Genomic DNA, 18,845 nt, shown 5'->3' on the forward strand with positions numbered 1-18,845 from the left:
CTGATCCACAAGACCGGCCCCGCCACCTACGCCCTCGCCTGCTGACCCGACACGCTCGACACCGACCAGAAGATCCTTAACTTCCCGGCCTTGGGACAAGCCGCCTTCCGGCGCCCGGGGAAAGCCGCTCCCGGTGCCACCGGACAAGCCGCCTTCCGGCGCCCTGGGGAAAGCCGCTCCTGGCGCCACCGGAGAGGCCCGCTTCCCGTGCGCCTCGGGAGAGGTGCTTCCGGCGCGTCCGGGGAAGCCGTCTTCCCGTGCCCCTCGAAGGGAAGCCGTCTCCCGCGCTCCTGGGAGGCAACCCGTGGCCCACGGCAGGAAAATCAGCGCAGCAGGCACTTGACCACCGCGTCGCCGTACTCGGCCGTCTGCTGGTAGAAGGCCGTCAGGTCGCGGTGGGTCGAGGTGATGAGGGTGTGGGTTTCTGGTTCGGTGGTGGGGCCGCCGTAGCGCGGGAGGAGTTGGTCGCGGGCCTGGTGCCACAGGGTCTCGATGTCGGTCGAGGTGAGGAAGGCCGCCACCCGGGCCGCCTGAGCCGCGGTCAGCAGGAGGAACGGTGGGGCTTCGGGGGCGTGGTGGGGGACGGGGCGGCCGCCGAGGACCACGTGGGCGCCGGGGCCCTCCCCGGCGCGGTGCGGGGGTGCGCCCGCGTAGAGGGTGTCGTGGTCGACGTAGTGGTGGTCCAGCATCTCCTCCCGGTGGCGGTCGATCCGTCGGCGCACGGTGTCCCAGTCGTCCTCGAACAGCCGTTGCAGCCAGGTCGCGCTGTTGCGCAGGGCCGAGGGCGGCACCGCGCGGAGATGGAAGTACAGGCTCATCAGTGTGAGGAGCGCACGGAAGGGGCGAAGCGTCACTCCCGGGCAAAACCCGCACCTGGGGGAGTCCTGTGACCGTCCTGCGGCGGCGGTGGGGCGGTACTGCGCCGGTATCGGGAACTCCCCGGAAATCGCGTGACGGATGGCCCGCCGACCCCGCTCCTGTCTATGTGACTACCTTCCACGAGACCAGGCCGAGCGCGGCGACGAAGCCCGTGCGGTGGGCGGCGGACGCGGTCGCGGCCATGCGCGAGGGTGCCCGGCTGCGCCTCGACTACTCGGCGCAGAGCCTGTGGCGCGTCGACCGGATGATCGAGGGGATACGGCAGGAAGGGACCCCGTACGCCGCGGTGGAGAGCGTGTTGCGCGGTTTCGGGGCGTACGCCGGTGAAGTGATCGTCCGTCAGGTCGGCGCCGAGTGGTGGGCGACCGGCGGCGACCACTGGATCCGCACTCCCGACGGCCGGATGTGGGACCCGTTCGACGAGGCCCGGCGCTGCTGGCACGGGGACGGTTCGCTGCGGCTGCTGTGCCGGGATGCGACCGACGGCGTCCGAAGGTGACGGCGGCGGCAAAATCGCCGTACTAAGAGACGCCTGCGTTCCCAAAAGGTGGCGCCCGGAGGGAGCATGGAGGCGACCTCGGGACGGTACGACTCGGGAGGCATCCATGGCCGAGAACCGCCGTTGGTGCGCGCTGGTGGTCATTGCGCTCGCCCAGTTGATGGTCGTCCTCGACATGACCATCGTGGACATCGCCCTGCCCTCCGCCCAGTCCGCGCTGCACATGTCGGACGGGAACCGGCTGGGGGTCCCCCCACGCCTCTAGGGCAGTGGGGGGTCGCCGACCTGGTCGGCCGCAGGAACACCTTCGTGGTCGGACTGCTCGGCTTCGCCGCCGCCTCCGCGCTGGGCGGAGCCGCCGTCAACTCCGGGATGCTGTTCGGGGCGCGCGCCCTGCAGGGCGTGTTCGCCGCGCTGCTCGCGCCGTCCGCGCTGTCGCTGCTCGCGACGACGTTCACCGACCCGAAGGACCGCGGGAAGGCCTTCGGCATCTTCGGCGCGATCATCGGCGCGGGCGCCGCGGTCGGCCTGCTCGCGGACGGCTTCCTCACCCAGTACCTGAACTGGCGCTGGTGCCTGTACGTCAACATCCCCATCGCGCTGGTCGCCTTCTTCGGCGCGCTGGCCCTGCTCGCACCCGGCGAACGCCATCCCGACGCCCGCCTCGACGTGCCGGGAGCCCTGCTCGGCTCGGCCGGAATGCTCTCCCTCGTCTACGGCTTCTCCGAGGCGGAGTCGAGGAGTTGGCACGACGGGCTGGTGCTGACGCTGCTCGTCGGCGGGGTCGTGCTCCTGGCCGCGTTCGGGCTGTGGCAGACGCGGGCGCGGGTGCCGTTGCTGCCGATGTCCGTGGTGAAGGACCGTCAGCGGGTCGGCGCCTTCCTGACGACGCTGCTCGTGACCGTCGGCATGTTCGGCGTGTTCCTCTTCCTGACCTACTACATGCAGGGTGTCCTCGGATATTCGCCGGTCAAGACGGGTGTCGCGTATCTGCCCATCACCGCCGGGATGATCGTCGGCTCGACCCGGATCGCGGCTCGGGGGCTGGGCAGGGTGCCGCCCCGGATGCTGATGGTGCCGGGACTGCTGGTGGCGGCCGGTGCGCTCGCGATCATCGCCCAGGTGGGGATCCGACCGGCCTACGCCTCCCACATCCGGCCCGGCATGCTGATGCTCGGGCTCGGCATGGGTACGGCGATGATGACGTCCGTCTCGCTGGCCACCGGCAGCGCCGCGCCGCGTGACTCGGGAGCGGCCTCCGCCACCTTCAACACCGCACAGCAGGTGGGTGGTTCGATCGGTACGGCGCTGCTGAACACCATCGCCGCGACGGTGACGGCGCGGTATCTGACGGCGCATGCGGGGCCGGGCGTCGACCCGCGCTCGCTGCAGGCGGAGGCGACCGTGCACGGCTTCAACGTCGCCACCTGGTGGGCGATGGGGTCGCTGCTGCCGGCCGCGACCATCGCGGGCCTGGTCGTGGACGCGGACCGGGCGCCCACCCCGCAAGCTGCGCAGGAGCGGACGCCCGAACCGGTGGACACGGCGATGTGAACTGCCTTGTGACGGCGGCTACTTGAGGTAGACCAGGCCGTCCGTCGTGACCGTCGGGCGGCCGCTGGTGCCGACCACCACGATCTTCACCGTGTGCTTGGCGCCGGCCGACCAGGTCTTCGTCCAGATCGCCTGGCGGTACAGGGTGGTCGACGACTTCAGGTCGACGGTGCCGACCTTCACGCCGTCGACGTAGACGTACGCCTGACCGGAGGTGGAGGCCCGGCTGACCACCCAGGAGGCCGAGCGGCCGGTGAAGGTCCAGGTCAGGCTCGCGCCCTTCGAACCGCTGGAGTACGACTTACCGCCCAGGTAGCTGGTGGAGGAACGCGCCGTCCAGCTGCCGGACCCGGTGGCCGAGGTCTCCTGAAGGATCACCGGCGTGAAGGACGCGGACGAGGTACGGGTGTTGCCCGCGTAGTCGTACGCCGTCATCGACCAGGTGCCCGCGGTGCCGGACGCGGCGGTGCGGCTGGAACTGGTGGTGGTCGGGCCGAAGGTGGCCGTCGTCGGGGTCAGCAGGCTCACCGACTTCAGGGCGGCGTTGTCGGTCGCCTGCCAGCCGAGGGTGACCGGGACGGCGCCGGTGTTGACCGTGCCGGTGCGCAGGGAGAGCTTCGGCGCGGGAAACCGAGTCGGTCGCCGACGCGGAGTCCGTGGGCGTCACATCCGCCACATACGCGGCCGGCTCGGCCTTCTGCTCGGCGGCGGTCGCCACTCCCGGGTCGACCAGGCTGACCTCGAGCCCCTTGGGCAGGGCGGAGCTGGTGGAGCCGTCCTTGTGGACGACCTGGACCTGGACGCCGTCGGAAGGGCCGACCCACAGCGGCTCGGAGGCACCGCGCGCGCCGGCGCCCGCCTCCGGGTCCTCGAGCGGGTCGACGTCGGCCTCAAGGTTCTTCCAGGCGGTCCATTCGCCGGTCTCGATGCTGTGGGTGCGCACCTGGGCCGTGCCGTGCAGCCGCTTGCCGGCGTCCTTCCAGGAGACGCCGAGCATCGAGAACTGCTTGGTCTGCGTGCGCGGCAGCTCCTGCCTCCCGCTCGCCGCGCTCTTCAGGGCCAGGGCGTAGACCTTCACCGGCCGCTTGGCCTGGCCGTGGCCGGAGGGCGGGCCGGCGACCGCGTACGTCGCCACACCCCCACCGCCCAGCACCACCGCGCCGAGCGTGATCCACGCCCTTCGCTTCATGCTCAGCGGTCTGTACGCACGCGTACCGCGAGGACTCACTTACCCCACCCCTAGAAAAAAAAGACCATGACTGCCACACCTGTCACAGAGCAGGTGGCACTTACACACAGCGCTCGGGCCCGGCCGAACATCACTCTGCGGCCGCCGTGCCCGGTCCGCGGTGAGGTGCTCGTGCGTCGGGCGGGGGCTGTGTGCAGCACGGCGGCACATGCTGCACACCTGTGACATCCGATCGGCTGTGACACTTCCGTGACGCCTGGCGCAGAGGGTCGTGAAGGCGCGCGCACGGACAGAGGTGACGCGCGGCGCGGGCTCGGCAGAGCCACCTTCGCACTCGTACGAACGAGGACAGTTGTTGCGCCAGGGACGCGAACCCCGCCCCGTGCAGCCGTACGACGGGGAGCTGGGCGCGGCCGTCGCGCGGGCCCAGGAGGGCGACGAGGCCGCCTTCGCGGTCGCGTACCGGATCGTGCAGCCCGGACTGCTCGGCTATCTCCGCGGGATCGTCGGCGACGACGCCGAGGACGTGGCGTCCGACGCCTGGCTGGAGATCGCCCGGGACCTCAGGCGCTTCAAGGGCGACGGGGCGGGCTTCCGCGGCTGGACCGCGACCATCGCCCGGCACCGCGCCCTGGACCATCTGCGCCGGCAGAAGGTACGGCCCCGGTCGGCGGCGCTGGAACAGGACGTACTGGAGCTGCCCGGTACCCACAGCACCTACGACCAGGCCTTGGAGGCCCTCTCCACCGAGCGCGCCCTGGAACTGGTCCGCAGTCTGCCCCGCGACCAGGCCGAGGCCGTGCTGCTGCGCATCGTCGTCGGCCTCGACGGCCCCGCGGCCGCCCGCGTCCTCGGCAAGCGCCCCGGCGCCGTGCGCACGGCCGCGCACCGGGGGCTGAAGCGCCTCGCGGCCCGGCTGGGTGCCCCAGGTGTGACGAATGAGGATCCCCGGACGCTGGGGGAGTCGAAATGAACGTCGACGGCGAAACGAACGTCAACGACGGAGTGAACATCGACGACGCGATGAACGTCATCGACGGCAGGGGCGGCCGCGAGGGCCGGCCGTCGGACACGGATGGATACGGACATGGGTGAACGGCAGAGTGACGGCAGTGCCCCCGGCGGCCGTCGGCGCGTACACCCCCGCGGGACCCTGTCGGGCACCGAGGACTGGCCTGCCGGACCCGTACTGGAGGGCCTGCTCGCCGACGCGATGTGCTCGGGCGCCCTCGACGCCGACGCCGAGCAGCGGGCCGTCGCCGCGTTCCGGGCCGCCTGCGACACCGGGGCGCTACGCGCGCGGACCCGGCGCCGCGACGACTGGCGCCCGCGTGAGCACGGTCGGGCCCACCGCTCCCTGCGGGCCACCCTGACGCTGGCCCTGGCCGGACTCACCATGGGCGGTGTCGCGTTCGCGGCGATCGGCTCGGTGGGCGGCTCCTCGCACGACGACGGGCAGGCGGCCCGGCAGCGGCGGCACGCGCCGGTCGTGCCCTCCGCGACGGCCTCCGGCACGCCCGGTGCCACCGCCACGCCGGCCCGCCCGGAGACGGCGAAGGACACCGAGGCGCACTGCCGGGCGTACGAGAAGAAGGTCGACGGCAAGGGCAAGGCGCTGGACTCGACGGCCTGGCAGCGGCTGATCGCGGCCGCGGGCGGCGAGGCGAACGTCACAGCCTACTGCGCCGAGCAGCTGGGGCAGTCGACGGCCACCCCCAAGCCGGGCAAGGACGACAGGACCGCCAAGGCCGGGAACACCGCGAAGGCCGGCAACAAGGGCAAGGCCGATGACTCCGGCAAGTCCGGGAAGCCGCAGAAGAGCACCGGCAAGAGCGGCAACTGACCACTGGCTGAGTGTGCGAGCGGCGGGAACAGCCGACTGAGCATGCCCCGGCACGGCCCTCGCACCCCGGACGTCTGCCGTCGGGATCCGGCACCGAAGCAACGGCCGGGGCCGCCACCCCCCACAGGAGAGGCCCCGGCCGTCGCGCGGTCGGGCCGCGCGGCGGCCCGTACTCTCTACAGCGCCGAGAGTGCGGTTTCTGTCACACCCCGGGGTCAGCGCACCTCTTCGCAAGGTGGTTGCATGGTGTACGGACATGGACGAGCAGCGGTTTCAGGTCGTAACGTGCCTTTCGCGCCGGGCGCGGAAGACGAACGACCATCGCAGACCATCGCAACGATCGGCGGCCTCGACGCCGCGACCATCGAACGAGGAACCATCGGGTGCTGGGGGACGACGCGGAGCTGACCGCCGCGGTGCTTGCGGCACAGGACGGGAACGAGACCGCGTTCCGGACTGTGTACCGGGCCGTGCATCCGCGGCTGCTCGGGTACGTCCGCACGCTCGTCGGCGACCCGGACGCCGAGGACGTCGCGTCCGAGGCCTGGCTGCAGATCGCCCGTGATCTGGACCGGTTCAGCGGCGACGCGGACCGCTTCCGCGGCTGGGCCGCCCGGATAGCCCGCAACCGTGCGCTGGACCACATACGGATGCGCGGCCGCCGCCCGGCGATCGGCGGCGACGAAACGGAACTGACCGGCAGGGCCGCCGAGTCCGACACCGCGGGCGAGGCCATGGAGTCCCTGGCCACCGACCACACCCTCTCGCTGATCTCCCGGCTGCCGCAGGACCAGGCCGAGGCCGTCGTGCTGCGCGTGGTCGTGGGCCTCGACGCCAAGACCGCCGCCGAGACGCTCGGCAAGCGCCCGGGTGCCGTGCGCACGGCGGCGCACCGCGGTCTGAAGCGGCTCGCGGAACTGCTCGGCGAGGATCCGGAATCGAGCGTCGGCCTGGACGGGCTGCCGCTCCAGAGGGAACCGCGCGGCCGCGCGGTGACGTCCGCGAGTGTGACGCATAGCGTTGCGCGGACGCAGAAGGACATGTGATGGCCGACGAGCGCTGTGCCTTTCCGGGGGATTCGGAGTCCGCCGGCGGCTCCGCCACGGGCCCGAGCCCCGACCGGTGGCTGGACCGCGAAACAGCGGAGCTCCTGCTGCGCGGAGAGCCACTCGAAAGTGTCGACGCCGCCTCCCGCGACCAGGCCGAACGGCTCGCGAAGACCCTCGACGGGCTGATCGCCGAGGCCCCGCTGAGCAACGCCGAACTCCCCGGCGAGGCCGCCGCGCTGGCCGCCTTCCGCGCGGCCCGCTCCGGCGCGCTGCCCGAGCGGACCGCCGCCGGGCCGCACCGTCCCCGCTCCCGGACCTCCGATGCCGGGCTCGTCCGCATCGGCGGTTCCGCCGCTGCCCCCAGGCGCTCCCGCTGGGGCAGGCCCGCCCGCTTCGGGCTGACGGCCGCGCTGGCCGCCGGCATGGTCGGCGGTGTCGCGTTCGCGGCGACCTCCGGGGTGCTCCCGACGCCGTTCGGCCACGACGAGCCCGGCCCGGTCGCCTCCGTCTCGGTGGGCGCGAGCCCCGACCGTCCGCTGGTGTCGCCCTCGCCGGACAGCGCCCTGGGCGACACCACCCCCGACGGCTCCAACTCCCCCTCCGTCGGCCCGACGACCCCGCCCGGCCCGACCGGCGGCAGCTCCTCGGCCAAGCCCGGCTCCGGCTCCGACGACGGGCAGGCGGCAGGCGGCGACTGGTGGCTGGGCGCCCCGGCGGCCTGCCGCGACGTGCGCGACGGCAAGGAACTCACCGGCGACCGCAAGCGGGCCCTGGAGGGCGCGGCGGGCGGTTCCGGCGCGGCCCGCCTCTGGAAGTACTGCAAGAACATCCTGGCCGGCACCGACGGCTCGTCCCGTGGCGGCGACGACAAGGACGGCAAGGGCAAGGGTGGACAGGGCAACCACGACGGCGAGGGCGGCGACCAGGGGGATCAGGGTGGTGACGGCGACGGCCACCACATAGCCCCCGGCCCCACCGTCACACCGCCCTCCCTCCCGCCGTTTCTGCCGAGGCAGCTGGTGACGACGCCGTCCCCGAAGCCGACCTACAGTGCGCTCTGACCTGCTGTTTTGCGGTTCGCAAAATTTTTTTCGGGCCGCCAGTAACGTTTTCGGCCCCACCCGCGCAGTACTGAGTGAGCCGACTGGTCATCGGCCGTCGCACAGAGCCGGGGTTCCCCCCGTACCTACGGCTCGTGCATCGGCGCGGGCGGGACACGTTCCCCCGGTTCCGCCCGCGCCCCACTCACTTCTCTCCCCGGCTCCGGGGGCTCACCGGTACACGACAACCTTGTCGCCGTCGTTCACCTGCGCGTACAGATCCGCGATCGCCGACTCGTCCCGCACGTTGACACAGCCGTGCGAGGCGCCGGCGTAACCGCGGGCCGCGAAGTCGTACGAGTAGTGCACGGCCTGGCCGCCGCTGAAGAACATCGCGTACGGCATGGACGAGTCGTAGAGCGTCGACCAGTGGTGGCGGGACTTCCAGTACACGTGGAAGACGCCCTCGCGGGTGGGCGTGCCGGTCGCGCCGAAGCGGACCGACATCGTCGACACCGTCCGCCCGTCGATCATCCAGCGCAGGGTGCGGCTCGTCTTGTCGATGCACAGCACCCGCCCGGTCAGGCACCGTGGATCGGCAGGGCCCGCGGGCTGACCGCCCATCAGATACAGCTCCCACTTCCCCGGCTCGTGCGTCATGCTCAGCAGCCGCTGCCAGGTGACGGTGTCCGTCTGCCCGGTCTTCGGCAGCCCGCGCTTGCCCTGGAAGCCCTTCACGGCCTCCTCGGTCAGGTCGTCGTACGTCCCGGTCGGACCGTCGTAGAGCCAGGCGACCTGACGCAGCCGGGCCTGGAGTTCACGGACGTCGTCCCCGGAGTCGCCACGGGACCACAGCGCGGCGGGACCGGCTGTCGAGGGCGAGGCGCTTGCCTTGTCGCCGGAACCGGAACCGGAACGGGAACCGGAACCGGAACCGGAGCCGGAACCGGAACCGGAGCCGGAACCGGACGTGCCGGAGGGATCCTTGCTGCTCGGCAGCTGGATGTGCACGGGCGAGTGCCCCTTGCCGTCCGTGCCCTGCACGGTGCAGCCGCACACGGCGGCCAGGGCCGCGAGTGCCGCCGCAGCGGCGGTCGATCTCCCCATGCCCGTCATACGCACAGCGCCCCCCGTCGTCTCACCGATGCAACCGACAGCCCCGCGTGTCACCTGAGATGCTGCCCGCGGATGACTGCTTGCGAACGGCGGGGCATGGTTGTGACGGAGACCGCAAAACCGCTGTGAGGAAGCTCCCAGCGTGCTCCCCTCCACCGACTGCACGCACCCCGCTACAGTCCGCAGGAGGGTCGGTCTGTACTGGCCAGTAACTCAGCGGGAGGCATCACACCATGGCGCGCGAGTCGGGCAGTGCTCGATCCACTGAGAGTGGACTGCCGATCGAACCGGTCTACGGGCCTGAGGACCTGGCGGGCTGGGAGCCGGCCGAGAAGCTGGGCGAGCCCGGCCGGTACCCCTTCACCCGCGGTGTCTACCCGTCGATGTACACGGGCCGCCCCTGGACCATGCGCCAGTACGCCGGTTTCGGCACGGCGGTGGAGTCCAACGCCCGCTACAAGCAGCTCATCGCCAACGGCACGATGGGCCTGTCGGTCGCCTTCGACCTGCCGACCCAGATGGGCCACGACTCCGACGCCCCCATCGCGCACGGCGAGGTCGGCAAGGTCGGCGTGGCGATCGACTCGGTCGAGGACATGCGGGTGCTGTTCGGCGGGATCCCGCTGGACAAGGTCTCGACGTCGATGACGATCAACGCGCCCGCGGCCCTGCTGCTGCTCATGTACCAGCTGGTCGGCGAGGAGCAGGGCGTGCCGGCCTCCCAGCTCACCGGCACGATCCAGAACGACGTGCTGAAGGAGTACATCGCGCGGGGCACGTACATCTTCCCGCCGAAGCCCTCCCTGCGGCTGATCGCCGACATCTTCAAGTACTGCAAGGCCGAGATCCCGAAGTGGAACACGATCTCGATCTCCGGCTACCACATGGCCGAGGCGGGCGCCTCCCCCGCGCAGGAGATCGCCTTCACCCTGGCCGACGGCATCGAGTACGTCCGCACGGCGGTCGCCGCCGGCATGGACGTCGACGACTTCGCGCCCCGGCTCTCCTTCTTCTTCGTGGCCCGTACGACGATCCTCGAAGAGGTCGCCAAGTTCCGTGCGGCCAGGCGCATCTGGGCGCGCGTGATGAAGGAGGAGTTCGGCGCGAAGAACCCGAAGTCGCTGATGCTGCGCTTCCACACGCAGACCGCGGGCGTCCAGCTGACGGCCCAGCAGCCGGAGGTGAACCTGGTACGCGTCGCCGTCCAGGGCCTGGCCGCGGTCCTCGGCGGCACGCAGTCGCTGCACACGAACTCCTTCGACGAGGCGATCGCGCTGCCCACGGACAAATCCGCGCGCCTCGCCCTGCGTACCCAGCAGGTGCTGGCCTACGAGACCGATGTGACGGCCACCGTCGACCCCTTCGCGGGCTCGTACGTCATCGAGAAGATGACGGACGAGGTGGAGGCGGCCGCCGTCGAACTGATGGCCAAGGTGGAGGAGCTGGGCGGCGCGGTCAACGCGATCGAGCACGGCTTCCAGAAGTCCGAGATCGAGCGCAGCGCCTACCGCATCGCCCAGGAGACCGACTCCGGCGAGCGGGTCGTGGTCGGCGTCAACCGCTTCCAGCTGGACGAGGAGGAGCCCTACGAGCCGCTCCGCGTCGACCCTGCCATCGAGGCCCAGCAGGCGGAACGCCTGGCGAAGCTGCGCGCCGAGCGCGACCAGCCGGCGGTCGACGCCGCCCTTGCGGCCCTGAAGAAGGCGGCCGAGGGCGAGGACAACGTCCTGTACCCGATGAAGGACGCGCTGCGGGCGCGGGCGACGGTGGGTGAGGTGTGCAACGCGTTGCGGGAGGTCTGGGGGACGTATGTGCCGAGCGATGCCTTCTGAGCTGGGCGAATACTCCGTATGAGTGATCGTGGGCGAGCTCTCCCCGCTCCCGGTTACTCTCGTGGAGAGTGATCCCCGAAAAGGAGGATGCCGTGGCTGTACTGCAACACGAGCTGACGTTGGGCGAGGCCGCCGACCTGCTCTCCCGTGCACTGCCTGGGCACCGCGTGGAGATTCTCCAGGGGAGGCTCACTGTGACACCGCCGCCGGACGGCTCGCATGCGCTGTCGTTGACCAAGGTGTGTCGTGCGTTCGAACGCGCGGGTATCGGGGGAAGCGGGGCTGAATGGGCCCAGAGCCTCGGTCTCTGGCTGCCCACGCTCCCGGAGGACTTCGCCATCCCGGACCTGTCCATCCTCGACGAGGACTTCCGCGACGCGCACGTCACGAAGAACTACTACGCACCGAACGTCTTCCGTCTGGTCGTCGAAGTGACGTCGTCGAACTGGTCGGACGACCTGGGGCCGAAGGTCGAGTGCTACGCCCAGGCAGGCATCCCCGCCTACCTCGTCGCCGACCGCAAACACGACGAGGTCCTCCTCTACACCGACCCGGCCGACGGCAAGTACCCCGACCCCGTCCGCTACAAGCGCGGCCAGAGCGTGCCCGTGCCCGAGTCCGTCGGCGTCAGCCTCGAACTCTCCGTGGACACGCTCCTCGACGGCGACGACTGATCTCTGGCGCAGGGCGAACCGCGCGAGGCGGTACGACGTCGGTTGAGCGGCGCGGTCCGGCCGCCGGACCGCCTCACTTCGCCAGGAGGAACGCCAGGAAGCCCATGCCGATGACGGACACGTACATCTGCCGGCGGTGGCGCGCCGGATACTCGCCCATGGCGAGGCCGGTCCAGGAGAAGGAGTACAGGACCAGCATCTGCCGTGCGGTCCAGTGTTGTGGCTGGACGCTGCCGACCAGAATCATGCCGAGGCAGCAGGCGACGGACGCAGCCAGGAAGACCACCGTGACTGTGCGCGGTGGGCGCATGCACCTAGGGGGAGCCGCGCGAGCATCATCAGGCCGTCTCAGCGCGGTCCGGACAGTGCCGCTCGCAGCCTCGGCGTCAGTTGCTTCTCGACGTAACGGTTGAGCAGCCAGGCCAGCAGCAGCATCGACGCGACCGTGAGGGCGAAGGTCGCCGCCGACGGCAGGCCGAGGCCGATGTGCAGGGCGTGGATCACCACCCAGCCCAGGTGCTCGTGGACCAGGTAGAACGGGTACGTCAGCGCCCCGGCCACGGTCAGCCAGCGCCAGTTCGCCCAGTTGAGCCAGCCCAGAGCGATCGCGGCGACCGCGACGAAGCCGAATGCGACGATGAGGGTGATGCCGAGCGAGGAGCGGTGGGCGAAGGCGTTCGGGTCCGACGCGTTCCACAGGCCGCGCACCGCGTAGTGCTGCCCGATCAGGAAGCTCACGGCCACGATGCCCCAGGCGTAGACGTCGCGCCGGTCGCGGTGGACGAGGTAGAGCCCGACACCGCCGACGAAGAAGGGCGCGTACTCGGGTATCAGCACGATGTCGAGCAGCGGCATCTTCGTTCCCTGCGCGATCGCCGCCGCCAGCGTCCAGCCGGCGCAGAACAGGATCACGCGGCGACGGCTCGCCCCGGGCAGTACGACGCACAGCGCGAACAGCGCGTAGAAGCGGATCTCCGCCCAGAGCGTCCAGCACACCCCCAGCACCCGGTCCACGCCCAGCGGTTGCTGAAGCATCGTCAGGTTCACCAGGGTGTCGCTCGGCGACACGGTCTTGTAGGCGACCATCGGCAGTGCGAACACCGCCGACACGATGAGTATCGCCGCCCAGTAGGCCGGTAGCAGACGGGAGGCGCGGGAGGCGAAGAACGACTTGAGGGGCCGGCCCCAACCGCTCATGCAGATCACGAATCCGCTGATCACGAAGAAGACCTGGACGCCGAGGCAGCCGTAGGAGAAAAGGCCGTGCAGTGCGGGGAACTCGTGCTTGGCGGAGGCGCCCCAGGCTTTGGTGACCTCGCCGCCGCGGCCGCCGTAGTGATACGCCGCCACCATCAGTGCGGCGATCAGTCGCAGTCCGTCCAGGGCGCGGAGCCGGGTTTCGCGGGGCTGTGCCGGTACCGGCCGTGGGTGCACCGGCGCGACGGGCGCGGGCCGGACGGTCGTGCTGGTCACAGAATTCCCCTCGGTGGGCGCTCACTCTGACGGGTGCCTCACGGCACATTAGTCCGAATTACAGGGATGCCTTGGCCGGGAAAACCATGATTCGCCGCGTGGTCCCGGCGAGTTCACCTGAGTGTCGCCCTGGGTTCTTGCGTTTACTCAGAATTCCCCATTCCCCTCACCTCGCAGGAAAGAGCCCCGCACATGAGTGTGGAGGGGGCCCCACTCCGATGGGGGCCCCGGCTCTCCCTGTCGCCCTACGGCTCTTGTCGCCCTACGGCCTTCTTCAGCGCCCGTGCCCGGCGGACCACCCGGCGGGCCGTGGAGTTGCGGGGGAGGAACGCCAAGCGGTCCGGGATGCCCCCCGGCAGCCCCAGCGCAGTGAGCCGCTTCCGCCTGAAGTACCGCTTGGTGCGCGCGGAGAGATGCCTGGAGAGGTAACGTTCCGCGGCCGGCCGCAGGGACGGGTAGATCTGCGGCTGCATCGTGTAGCTCAACGTGTCGAGCAGCCCGTCCACGGTGCCCGCGGCCAGCGTCTTCTCACCCTTGCCGCCCTCCAGATCCGGCAGCAGCGCATCGGCGAGAACCACCGGCACCCGGTTGCTGTTCTGGTACGGCGTGAGCCCGCCCAGCAGCGGTGCCGTACCGATACGGGCGACCGGCAGGCCGTAGAACGCGGACGCCGTGAAGAGGGCCGTGGAGAAGCAGCCGACGACCAGGCCGGGCCGCGAGCGCTCGAACAGCACCTCGGCGAGGACGGGCAGGTCGAGGACGGTGAGGTCCACGCCCAGCTGCTGGGCCTCGGTCTCCAGGGCGCGGCTGTAGCGGGCCGGTGCGGTGGGGTGCGGCTTGAAGACGATCGAGCGGTGCCCGCGCTCGACCGCCCCGCGCATCATCCGTACGTGCAGGTCCTCCTCCTCCTCGGGGGAGAGGATGCCCAGCGCGGACAGGTACTGGCCGAGCAGCAGCGCCGAGTTGTCGGGCAGCACCGGCAAGTCCTGGACGGACGAGGCGAGTTCGCCCATCACCTTGAGGAACGCCTCGGTCGGCACCAGCTCCGCCGGGACGTCGAACTCGGTCAGCAGCCGCGGGGTCAGGTCCGGCACCAGGTCCAGATGGAGCAGCCGCCGCACCCGCGTGCCGACCAGTGGGTCGATCTTGTTGCGGGTGGGGCCGTAGCTCATCAGGCCGTCGGCGTAGACGTGCACGGGTGCGTCGGTGAACAGCTGGGCCACCGTCAGCGCCGGGGCGACCTGGATGGACTCCACGACCAGCTCCACCCGGTCGTCACCCAGGCCCCAGAGCAGTCGCAGATAGCGCTCGAAGAGCGGGATGTCGTCCTGGCGCGGGGTCCAGGCGCCCGGGTGGAAGGGGCTGATGGCCTCGTTCCAGGACAGGATCTCGTCGAAGTGGTCGCGCAGCGGCTCAAAGCCCGGCATCTCGTCGACGGGCGGCGTCGTCTCCGGGGTCGCCGAGTTGTTGAAGACCAGCAGCAGACTGCGGTCCTCGTCCTCGAAGCAGTCCGAGTCCAGCGCGGCGGCCAGGGTGGCGGCGCCGTACAGGGTCGAGACGCAGTAGATGCGGGTGGTACGGGGCATCAGGCAGCCGCCTTCGCTGTCGTGATCCTGCGCCGCAGCCGCCGCAGCTTGGAGGAACGGTGCAGGTCCATCGTCTCGAGCACGTCGCCGAGCATGTCCTGCGGCAGTCGCTGGATGGCGGCCGCACTCCTCGCCCGCAGCTGCCGGTAGACCGACGGCTCCCACTTGTCCTCGTCCGAGACGTGGTGGGCGATGATCGCGCAGTAGGTGCGCACCGCCTTCGGCAGCAGCCGGTCCGCGTCCGGGTCCTTCGCCGTCTCCTCGATGACCTGGTCGAAGGCGCGGATGAAGTCGAGCTGGCGGACGTCGCCGATCTGTGTCAGGGAGGACGCCACCCCGCGCCGGTAGAAGACGCCGAGCAGGCTCACCACGGCGAACGACTCCGCCTCGCGGTGCAGCTTCCAGATCCACGGCCGGTCCTCGGCCGTGCGCAGCCCGTCGGTGAAGTGCAGCAGGCCCTGGTCGAGGAGCCGGCGGTGGTAGGCGCCGGCCCAGGCGAAGGCGTAGTCCACGGAGGTGGAACGGTCGGCGGGCAGGATCGCCTCGCGCGGGTTCAGCGCCTCCCAGCGGCGCCCGATGGGCACCCTGTTGATGCTGCGCGCGCGGGCGGTCGCCTGCACATGGTCGGTGCGCACGAAGTCGACGCCCAACCCCTCGATGGCCGCGACCAGTTCGGCGAAGTAGCCGGGAGCCAGCCAGTCGTCGCCGTCCAGGAACGTCAGGTACTCGCCCTGCGCCGCGTCCAGGCCGGTGTTGCGGGCAGTGGCGAGTCCCCCGTTCTTCTCATGGCGGATATACCGCACCTGCGCCACGTCGGAGAGTTCCTCGGCCGCGCGTTCGAGAATCGCCGGAGTTTCGTCCTTCGAATGGTCGTCGACCAGTACGAACTCGAAATCCCGCTGTGCGTTCAAGCGAAGGCTTTTGAGGGTGTCCGGGGCGTATTGCTGCACGTTGTAGAACGGCACGATCACGGAAAGCTTTGGCACACGAGAAGAGTAAGAGGCAGGTCGGCGGCGTAACTTTCCGGTGTCCGTACAGGGGGTGAACTGAATGTGTCGGAACGGTGCATCACCTGTAGCTCCGGCGATTTCGCGGGCCAGTTCGGCTCCCGGCGGGGTGTTGTTAACTCTTTGTTGAGGTGCGGTTGGGCCGCGCCTCGGAATTGCTTCTTACCGTCTTCGGCGTGCCACCAAGTACCTCGAAGCCCACGCGAATCGCCGTGCTCGCGGACTCCGACACCCGCTGGAAATGGGGTGCGCTGACCGCGGCTCGTATCGTCCCGGGCCCGTCCATGGAAGCCGCATCCCGCGAGGACGCGCAAGTCGGTCCCGAGCTGAGCGGATTCCTGCTGCGCGGGCGGGCGACGCCCACCGCCCGCCAGCTGGCGGAGGTCGGTGTGCGCGCCGACTCCCTCCGGGAGGTCACGGCCGTCGAGTTCCTGCGCGCGATGGCAGAGGAGGAGTACGACGTCCTCGTCCTCGCCCTCGTCGGCGGTGGCGTACAGGCGATGCTGCACGGCCTGCGGCGCTTGTGGGAGGGCCGCGAGCGGCGCCCCGTGGTCGTCACCGGCTATGTCGGCGTCGTCTACGAGAAGCTCGCCGACGGCCTCCTGCTGCGGCACGGCGCGGACCTCGTCCTCGCCAACTCCCGCCAGGACGCGGAGCGTTTCCGGACCGTGTACGAGGGAGTGGGCGCCGACGCCTCGTCGGTGACCGAGGTGGCACTGCCGTTCCTCGGCGGGGCGGCCTACGAAGGTGAACACGACCCCTACACCGTGGTGTTCGCCGTACAGCCGTCCGTCCCGGACACCCGCAAGGACCGCACCTACCTGCTCGACCGGCTGATCCGGCACGCCAGGCTGCACCCCGAGCGCGAGGTGCTGCTGAAGCTGCGCTCCAAGCCGGGCGAGCACACCACGCACATCGAGGAGCAGCCCTACCAGAAGCTGGTCCAGCGGCTCGATCCGCCGGCCAACTTCCGTCTGGTGTACGGGAACATGGGCGAGGTCCTCGACCGCACCGACCTGCTGGTCACCATCAGCTCGACGGCGGCGCTGGAGTCCCTGCACCGCCGCATCCCGACGGTCGTCCTGACCGACCTCGGCATCCGCGAGGTCCTGGGCAACCACCACTTCGTCGGCTCCGGATGCCTCGCCTCCTGGGACCAGCTGGACGCCGGGCACCGGCCGGTGGCCGACGAGGAGTGGGTGGCCCGGCAGGGCGTCGCGACCGGGGGCCCCCTCTCAGGGGGAGGTTCGTACGAGACCGCCTTCGACGTGGCGAGGGAGCGCATCGCCAAGTTGCTCGCGGCGCCCGAACTGCCCCCGCTCGCCCCGTACTACACACCGGCGACCGCGCCCGGTTACCTCCCCGGCATCCTCGCCCGCCACCACCTCGGCCCCGACGGCAGCCCGCTGCCCGGAGCCCCCGCCCACGAAAAGGAGCCGGGCCCGGTCCGCCAGATCGTGCGCCGAGCGGCACGCGGCGCCTACCGGCACGGCGTACAGCGGGTGGCCCCTGTCATCCGGCGGATGGGGGAGCTGTGAGCGCCACAAGGGCGAACGCGCCCACCCCGGCCGCGGGCGCCGCGGAAGCGGCCGTCGCGCGAGCCGTGTCCGCCGCGACGACGGGCGCGGAGCCGTATCGAGATGCGGCTCCGCCGCCATGGAGGTCCCCCCGCTCGAGCGGAGCCGAGAGTGGGGGAGCGACCAACCACGACGGCGCCGCAGACGACCGACGTCCCAGCGCGGCCCCGCGGCCGAGCCGCACATCGGCCCAGCCCGCGGAGCGCCCCGCCGCGTTCGCACCGATTCCTCCGCATGGAGCCCAAGGAGTAGCCCCCATGTCCAACCCGCAAGCGGGCCAAGGCGCTTCCGTGCGCCGGGTGCTCGCGGTGATTCCCGCGCGCGGCGGCTCCAAGGGTGTGCCCGCGAAGAACCTCGCCCCCGTCGGCGGTGTGCCGCTGGTGGCCCGTGCCGTGCGGGAGTGTCTCGCCGCCCGGTTGGTGACGGACGTCGTCGTGTCCACCGACGACCAGGCCATCGCCGCGGCGGCCCGTGAGGCGGGCGCCGAGGTCGTGCTGCGCCCCGCGGCCATCGCCGGGGACACGGCGACCTCCGAGGCCGCCGTCCTGCACGCCATGGACGCCCACGAGGCCCTGCACGGCGCGGCCGTCGACGTGGTGGTGTTCGTGCAGTGCACCAGCCCGTTCGTCGTCCGCGAGGACATCGACGGGGTGGCCGGTGCGGTCGTCGAGAACGGTGCGGACACCGCGGTGACCGTGGCCCCCTTCCACGGCTTCATCTGGCGGGACGCCGAGGACGAGGTGGCCGGCGGCACGGTCGCCGAGGCAGACGCGGCCACCGGCGGCGGCTACGGCGTCAACCACGACAAGTCGTACCGCCCCCGCCGCCAGGACCGCCCCCAGGACCTCCTGGAGACCGGCGCCGCCTATGCGATGGACGCCCCCGGCTTCCGCAAGCACCAGCACCGCTTCTTCGGCCGTACCGAACTGGTCCGCACCGATCCGGCACGGGTGCTGGAGATCGACGACCCGCACGACCTCGCCAGGGCCCGCGCGCTGGCTCCGCTGTTCGACGCGGACCGGCCCGGCGCCCTCCCGACCGCAGACGACATCGACGCGGTCGTACTGGACTTCGACGGCACCCAGACCGACGACAGGGTGCTGATCGACGCCGATGGAAAGGAGTTCGTCTCCGTGCACCGCGGAGACGGCCTCGGCATCGCCGCCCTGCGCAAGAGCGAGCTCAAGATGCTGATCCTCTCCACGGAGCAGAACCCGGTCGTCGCCGCGCGCGCACGGAAGCTGCAGATCCCCGTGCTGCACGGCATCGACCGCAAGGACCTCGCACTGAAGCAGTGGTGCGAGGAGCAGGGCATCGCGCCCGAGCGCGTGCTCTACGTCGGCAACGACGTCAACGACCTCCCGTGCTTCGCCCTCGTGGGCTGGCCCGTGGCGGTCGCGAGCGCCCACGACGTGGTACGCGGCGCCGCCCGTGCGGTCACCACCGTCCCCGGTGGCGACGGCGCGATCCGAGAGATCGCCAGCTGGATCCTCGGCCCCTCTCTCGACTCCCTAAACAAGTAAGGAC

General features: G+C 71.0%; 18 protein-coding genes and 1 pseudogene. 11 read left to right on the plus strand and 8 right to left on the minus strand.

The features are described 5' to 3' along the window. Positions 1 to 323: 323 nt before the first annotated feature. Complete coding sequence (locus AB0N07_RS25075) at positions 324 to 818, minus strand: DUF1877 family protein (RefSeq protein ID WP_365838628.1); 495 nt, start codon at positions 816 to 818, stop codon at positions 324 to 326. A gap of 167 nt (positions 819 to 985) precedes the next feature. Here AB0N07_RS25075 and AB0N07_RS25080 point away from each other — a divergent pair, with 167 nt between their 5' ends. Continuing rightward, complete coding sequence (locus AB0N07_RS25080; RefSeq protein ID WP_365838630.1) at positions 986 to 1,378, plus strand: hypothetical protein; 393 nt, start codon at positions 986 to 988, stop codon at positions 1,376 to 1,378. A 106-nt stretch (positions 1,379 to 1,484) separates the two neighbouring features. Beyond that, positions 1,485 to 2,932, plus strand: a pseudogene (locus tag AB0N07_RS25085) (MFS transporter). A gap of 18 nt (positions 2,933 to 2,950) precedes the next feature. Here the strand turns inward: AB0N07_RS25085 and AB0N07_RS25090 are convergent. Both AB0N07_RS25090 and AB0N07_RS25095 read right to left on the minus strand, forming a co-directional pair. Further along, positions 2,951 to 3,310 carry a hypothetical protein gene (locus AB0N07_RS25090; RefSeq protein ID WP_365838632.1) on the minus strand — a complete coding sequence of 120 codons (360 nt, stop codon included), beginning with the start codon at positions 3,308 to 3,310 and terminating at the stop codon, positions 2,951 to 2,953. Beyond that, positions 3,234 to 4,121 carry a hypothetical protein gene (locus AB0N07_RS25095; RefSeq protein WP_365838634.1) on the minus strand — a complete coding sequence of 296 codons (888 nt, stop codon included), beginning with the start codon at positions 4,119 to 4,121 and terminating at the stop codon, positions 3,234 to 3,236. The genes AB0N07_RS25090 and AB0N07_RS25095 overlap by 77 nt, the downstream gene beginning before the upstream one ends. A 355-nt stretch (positions 4,122 to 4,476) precedes the next feature. Here AB0N07_RS25095 and AB0N07_RS25100 point away from each other — a divergent pair, with 355 nt between their 5' ends. The 5 genes from AB0N07_RS25100 to AB0N07_RS25120 all read left to right on the plus strand — a co-directional run bounded on the left by AB0N07_RS25100 (position 4,477) and on the right by AB0N07_RS25120 (position 8,074). Further along, positions 4,477 to 5,094: an RNA polymerase sigma factor gene (locus AB0N07_RS25100; protein ID WP_365838636.1), complete on the plus strand. Its 618-nt coding sequence runs from the start codon at positions 4,477 to 4,479 to the stop codon at positions 5,092 to 5,094. Beyond that, positions 5,091 to 5,216: a hypothetical protein gene (locus tag AB0N07_RS25105; protein ID WP_365838638.1), complete on the plus strand. Its 126-nt coding sequence runs from the start codon at positions 5,091 to 5,093 to the stop codon at positions 5,214 to 5,216. The genes AB0N07_RS25100 and AB0N07_RS25105 overlap by 4 nt, the downstream gene beginning before the upstream one ends. Next, positions 5,209 to 5,964: a hypothetical protein gene (locus tag AB0N07_RS25110; protein WP_365838640.1), complete on the plus strand. Its 756-nt coding sequence runs from the start codon at positions 5,209 to 5,211 to the stop codon at positions 5,962 to 5,964. The genes AB0N07_RS25105 and AB0N07_RS25110 overlap by 8 nt, the downstream gene beginning before the upstream one ends. A gap of 383 nt (positions 5,965 to 6,347) precedes the next feature. Beyond that, positions 6,348 to 7,010, plus strand: a complete 663-nt coding sequence (locus AB0N07_RS25115) for an RNA polymerase sigma factor (protein WP_365838642.1) — start codon at positions 6,348 to 6,350, stop codon at positions 7,008 to 7,010. Then, positions 7,010 to 8,074: a hypothetical protein gene (locus AB0N07_RS25120; protein WP_365838644.1), complete on the plus strand. Its 1,065-nt coding sequence runs from the start codon at positions 7,010 to 7,012 to the stop codon at positions 8,072 to 8,074. The genes AB0N07_RS25115 and AB0N07_RS25120 overlap by 1 nt, the downstream gene beginning before the upstream one ends. Positions 8,075 to 8,284: 210 nt before the next feature. Here the strand turns inward: AB0N07_RS25120 and AB0N07_RS25125 are convergent, their stop codons facing one another. After that, positions 8,285 to 9,160, minus strand: coding sequence for a L,D-transpeptidase family protein (locus AB0N07_RS25125; RefSeq protein ID WP_365838646.1), 876 nt, complete (start codon positions 9,158 to 9,160; stop codon positions 8,285 to 8,287). Positions 9,161 to 9,402: 242 nt separating this feature from the next. Between AB0N07_RS25125 and AB0N07_RS25130 the strand changes: the two genes are divergently transcribed. Both AB0N07_RS25130 and AB0N07_RS25135 read left to right on the plus strand, forming a co-directional pair. Then, complete coding sequence (locus AB0N07_RS25130; RefSeq protein ID WP_365838648.1) at positions 9,403 to 11,001, plus strand: methylmalonyl-CoA mutase family protein; 1,599 nt, start codon at positions 9,403 to 9,405, stop codon at positions 10,999 to 11,001. Between the two features lie 92 nt (positions 11,002 to 11,093). Then, positions 11,094 to 11,675 (plus strand): Uma2 family endonuclease, encoded by a 582-nt coding sequence (locus AB0N07_RS25135; protein ID WP_365838650.1) that lies wholly within the window; start codon positions 11,094 to 11,096, stop codon positions 11,673 to 11,675. Positions 11,676 to 11,748: 73 nt separating this feature from the next. Here the strand turns inward: AB0N07_RS25135 and AB0N07_RS25140 are convergent, their stop codons facing one another. The 4 genes from AB0N07_RS25140 to AB0N07_RS25155 all read right to left on the minus strand — a co-directional run bounded on the left by AB0N07_RS25140 (position 11,749) and on the right by AB0N07_RS25155 (position 15,720). Next, complete coding sequence (locus AB0N07_RS25140) at positions 11,749 to 11,985, minus strand: hypothetical protein (protein WP_365838652.1); 237 nt, start codon at positions 11,983 to 11,985, stop codon at positions 11,749 to 11,751. A gap of 38 nt (positions 11,986 to 12,023) precedes the next feature. Then, complete coding sequence (locus AB0N07_RS25145) at positions 12,024 to 13,148, minus strand: acyltransferase (protein ID WP_365838654.1); 1,125 nt, start codon at positions 13,146 to 13,148, stop codon at positions 12,024 to 12,026. Between the two features lie 245 nt (positions 13,149 to 13,393). Further along, positions 13,394 to 14,734 (minus strand): alpha-2,8-polysialyltransferase family protein, encoded by a 1,341-nt coding sequence (locus AB0N07_RS25150; RefSeq protein WP_365838656.1) that lies wholly within the window; start codon positions 14,732 to 14,734, stop codon positions 13,394 to 13,396. Then, the gene (locus AB0N07_RS25155) at positions 14,734 to 15,720 is read right to left on the minus strand and encodes a glycosyltransferase family 2 protein (protein ID WP_365838658.1); all 987 of its coding nucleotides are present in this window, start codon (positions 15,718 to 15,720) and stop codon (positions 14,734 to 14,736) included. Before AB0N07_RS25155 ends, AB0N07_RS25150 begins: the two co-directional genes overlap by 1 nt. 197 nt (positions 15,721 to 15,917) lie before the next feature. Between AB0N07_RS25155 and AB0N07_RS25160 the strand changes: the two genes are divergently transcribed. Both AB0N07_RS25160 and AB0N07_RS25165 read left to right on the plus strand, forming a co-directional pair. Further along, a complete protein-coding gene (locus AB0N07_RS25160) occupies positions 15,918 to 17,279 on the plus strand; it encodes a DUF6716 putative glycosyltransferase (protein ID WP_365838660.1) in 1,362 nt (453 codons plus the stop codon). A 296-nt stretch (positions 17,280 to 17,575) separates the two neighbouring features. Continuing rightward, on the plus strand, positions 17,576 to 18,841 hold the full coding sequence (locus tag AB0N07_RS25165; protein ID WP_365838662.1) for an acylneuraminate cytidylyltransferase: 1,266 nt from the start codon (positions 17,576 to 17,578) through the stop codon (positions 18,839 to 18,841). Positions 18,842 to 18,845: the final 4 nt, after the last annotated feature.

The sequence above is a fragment of the Streptomyces sp. NPDC051172 genome, from assembly GCF_040682555.1.
Classification (GTDB): Bacteria; Actinomycetota; Actinomycetes; order Streptomycetales; family Streptomycetaceae; genus Streptomyces.

Excerpts from the sequence above, each read along its gene's own strand:
- AB0N07_RS25105 (WP_365838638.1), top strand. The coding sequence starts at position 5,091 with ATGAACGTCGACGGCGAAACGAACGTCAACGACGGAGTGAACATCGAC.
- AB0N07_RS25140 (WP_365838652.1), bottom strand. The coding sequence starts at position 11,985 with ATGCGCCCACCGCGCACAGTCACGGTGGTCTTCCTGGCTGCGTCCGTC.
- AB0N07_RS25120 (WP_365838644.1), top strand. The coding sequence starts at position 7,010 with ATGGCCGACGAGCGCTGTGCCTTTCCGGGGGATTCGGAGTCCGCCGGC.
- AB0N07_RS25075 (WP_365838628.1), bottom strand. The coding sequence starts at position 818 with ATGAGCCTGTACTTCCATCTCCGCGCGGTGCCGCCCTCGGCCCTGCGC.
- AB0N07_RS25150 (WP_365838656.1), bottom strand. The coding sequence starts at position 14,734 with ATGCCCCGTACCACCCGCATCTACTGCGTCTCGACCCTGTACGGCGCC.
- AB0N07_RS25110 (WP_365838640.1), top strand. The coding sequence starts at position 5,209 with ATGGGTGAACGGCAGAGTGACGGCAGTGCCCCCGGCGGCCGTCGGCGC.
- AB0N07_RS25165 (WP_365838662.1), top strand. The coding sequence starts at position 17,576 with ATGTCCAACCCGCAAGCGGGCCAAGGCGCTTCCGTGCGCCGGGTGCTC.
- AB0N07_RS25125 (WP_365838646.1), bottom strand. The coding sequence starts at position 9,160 with ATGGGGAGATCGACCGCCGCTGCGGCGGCACTCGCGGCCCTGGCCGCC.
- AB0N07_RS25130 (WP_365838648.1), top strand. The coding sequence starts at position 9,403 with ATGGCGCGCGAGTCGGGCAGTGCTCGATCCACTGAGAGTGGACTGCCG.
- AB0N07_RS25095 (WP_365838634.1), bottom strand. The coding sequence starts at position 4,121 with ATGAAGCGAAGGGCGTGGATCACGCTCGGCGCGGTGGTGCTGGGCGGT.